The sequence below is a fragment of the Clostridium sp. genome, from assembly GCF_036642255.1.
GTDB lineage: Bacteria > Bacillota > Clostridia > Clostridiales > Clostridiaceae > Clostridium_J.
Genome location: NZ_JAVWDJ010000104.1, coordinates 1 through 3,426, shown reverse-complemented (window position 1 = coordinate 3,426; position 3,426 = coordinate 1). Strand labels below are relative to the sequence as shown.

The window sequence follows — 3,426 nt, the reverse complement described above, 5'->3', positions numbered from 1 at the left end:
ATAGAAATAAAATCATTTTAGTTGGACATAGTGAAGGATGTATACTTTCAACTATTGCCAATACCATAAATCCTGTGGCAGGAATGGTATTAATTGCAGGAGCTGGTACAAATCTTAGAGAACCTTTAAAGTACCAAAATGCTCAAATTTTAAAGGAAATAATAAATTTAAAAGGCTTAAAAGGTATTCTACTAAGATTAGCTCTTAATGAAAAGAAACTTCAAAAACAACAAGATGATTTGTATAATACAATGATTAATTCTAAACGAGATACTGTAAAATTAAAGGGTAAAAAAATGCCTGCAAAATGGTTTAGAGAACACTTTAAATATACAGATGAGGAAATACTAAAAGCTTTAAGTGGTGCTAATTGCCCAATATTAGCAGTTACAGGAGACAAGGATGTTCAGGCTAATCCAGAAGATTTAAACACAGTTGGGAAATTAGAGAAAGATAATATAAAAACTGTAGTTATAAAAGATATGGATCATATGCTAAAAGAGTTTACAGGAGAAAAAACAGTTTTAAACATTATGAAACAATATAAAGGTGAGGCATCAAAACCAATGCATCCAGAGTTAGAATATGTTTTAGAACAATGGTTAAATCAGCAACTATAGAATACAGTGTTTGTTAGAGTTTATATTTAAGAAATAGAAAGAAGGAGGGCCAGGCCCTCCTTTATTATTAACGTAACGGATCTTCTATTAGTGTAGCAAAAATATACTCATGGGCGTGGTTAACGTCAATTGTAGTCACACGTTTAACTAAATGAATATGCCTTCCTTCGCCAATGAAAATAGCAGGTTCAGTAGTAACCCCCACTTCATGATGGTGACCCACTACAAAATCAGTGTTAACCAATATACTGTGGACATGAGAATCTTCGTAAGGGATTGCTTCGCTAGTAACTCCAGCAAAACGATGATTATGGGTAAGCTCCGATGGTCCAGCCAGTTTTGTGCTACCTAAAAACTCATGAACATGAGTTTGGCAAAAAACGGGACGCTCACAACACATGCTGTCGTAATCATATTGTTCTTCAAACATATTAGCACCTCCTTTATTGTAAGCTAATATATCATATGCTAAAAATCCTGCTTTGTGATTGCTTGTCCATGCGTATTCACAATAAATTGTATAAATAGAGCTTTGTAGTTCCATAAATTTTAGATAATTTATGCTATTAAAAATCTTAAATCACAGATTCATTAATGTAATTATTAAGTATATTGAAATGGAGAAAATTACTTTTCAGATTTTTTTTTACAAAAATATAGTTGGAACAAGAAATCTCAATAATATTAACACAATAGAAGCTTATATAATTATTTTTCTTAGAGTTCCCCATGAACCTTTTAAATTATTTCACATATTATAAAGTAGACAAGCTTTACATTTACTTAAGCAAGAATATTAATACTACAGCTTATTTAAGTATTAAATAGATTGTTGGTTTATTCGATTCAACCAACTTGCTTAAAATAATTTAAAGGGTGATAGGTATGAATGAACAAGAATTATTAAATAGTATTTTAAACTCTAATGAAGGAAGACAATTACTTGCAATGCTAGGCAACAATAACAATGTAAATGCAGGTTATAATACTAACGAACCATATTCTCAAGGAAATAATTGGTGCAGACCTAAACAATGTTGTCCCAAAAAATGCGACGATGACTTTGGTGAACTAGGCATATTATTCCTTTTTCTAATCTTTTTCTGTGGAGGATGTTGGTTTTAATTAAGTAGTGAAATATGCTAGGTATGTGCAACCATACCTAGTTTTTAATTGTGTGGGAATTTTAAACTTTCATTTGAGAGATCAATCATATCGGATATCCATTGAAAAAATTAACTTGTTCAGTATTATAAATTAATACTATTTTAATAATAGGAATAAATGTTTATAACTTTTACCAAAATAAGAAGTGATATAAGGTATCTGAGATATAAAATAGTATTCTATCTAGGTATATTTTGAAGGTGCTGAAACTTAATAATATGGAGAAGGGAAGTTGTCACCATGAATGAAAATTTGAAGGACCCTAGAAACTTAACTATGCTTATGGATTACTATCAGCTCACTATGAGTAATGGATATTTAAGTCATGGACTTAAAGATACAATAGTTTATTTTGATATGTTTTTTAGAAAGATTCCTGATAATGGCGGCTTTGCTATCGCTTGTGGATTGGAAGAAGTAATAAAATACATACAAAATCTTAAGTTTCATGAAGATGATATAGATTTTTTAAGAAAAAAAGCAATATTTAGCGAAGAATTTTTAGAATATCTAAAAAGCTTTAAGTTTACTTGTGATGTATGGGCAGTACCTGAAGGCACTGTGATTTTTCCGAATGAACCAATACTCACCGTCAGTGGTCCCATAATGGAAGCTCAGCTTATTGAAACTATGGTTCTTTTAACTATAAATCACCAAAGTCTTATAGCCACAAAAACTAACAGAATAGTAAGATCAGCACAAGGTAGAAATGTAATGGAGTTCGGCTCAAGACGTGCACAAGGTTACGATGGTGCTATTTACGGTGCAAAGGCTGCCTACATAGCAGGAGCAATAGGAAGTTCCAATGTTTATACAGATAAGGAGATGGGAATACCAGCCATTGGAACCATGGCTCATTCTTGGGTTCAGCTTTTTGGAGACGAGTACAAGGCTTTTAAAGCCTATGCAGAGACCTACCCAGATAAGTGTACTCTTTTAGTAGACACCTATAATGTGATTAAAAGTGGAGTACCTAATGCTATTAAAGTACATAAAGAAGTTTTAGCACCTTTAGGAAAAAACCTTAAGGGAATAAGATTGGACAGTGGAGATATGGCATATCTGTCTAAGGAATGTAGGCAGATGTTAGATAATGAAGGACTTACAGATTGTAAAATTGTTGCATCAAATAGTCTTGATGAATTTATAATAAAAGAATTAATTAATCAAGGAGCATGTATTGATACTTTTGGAGTAGGAGAGAGGCTAATAACCTCAAAGAGTGAACCAGTTTTTGGTGGAGTATATAAGCTAGTAGCTGTGGAAGAACAAGGTATCATAAATCCAAGAATAAAGTTATCTGAAAATGTAGAAAAGGTTACAAATCCTCATTATAAAGGTCTTTGGAGACTTTATGAAAAAGAAAGTAATAAAGCTATTGCGGATATATTAACTATTCATGATGAGGTAATAGAGGAATCAAGGCCTTATGTAATATTTGATCCTGTTTATACTTGGAAGAAAAAAATCCTAACAAACTTTAAAGCAAGAAATCTTCATATAAAAATATTTGAAAAGGGACAGCTTGTTTATAAACTACCACATATTGAAGAGGTAAGAGAATACTGTAAAAAAGAAGTAGGGTCCTTATGGGATGAATTAAAAAGATTTGAAAATCCACATAAATATTATGTGGATT

4 protein-coding genes are annotated in these 3,426 nt (G+C 31.6%); 3 read left to right on the top strand and 1 reads right to left on the bottom strand.

Annotated elements, in window-relative coordinates:
- The coding region (locus RR409_RS20930) for an alpha/beta hydrolase (RefSeq protein WP_332559713.1) at positions 1–620 on the top strand (620 nt) is incomplete at its 5' end.
- Positions 621–687: 67 nt separating this feature from the next.
- Here RR409_RS20930 and RR409_RS20925 read toward each other — a convergent pair.
- Entirely contained in the window at positions 688–1,050 is a 363-nt protein-coding gene (locus RR409_RS20925; RefSeq protein ID WP_332559712.1) for a YmaF family protein, read from the bottom strand.
- A gap of 455 nt (positions 1,051–1,505) precedes the next feature.
- On the opposite strand from RR409_RS20925, the gene RR409_RS20920 reads away from it, so the two are divergent.
- Complete coding sequence (locus RR409_RS20920) at positions 1,506–1,745, top strand: hypothetical protein (RefSeq protein ID WP_332559711.1); 240 nt, start codon at positions 1,506–1,508, stop codon at positions 1,743–1,745.
- A gap of 282 nt (positions 1,746–2,027) precedes the next feature.
- Positions 2,028–3,426, top strand: a 1,399-nt coding sequence (locus RR409_RS20915) for a nicotinate phosphoribosyltransferase (protein ID WP_332559710.1), incomplete at its 3' end; no start/stop codon positions are given.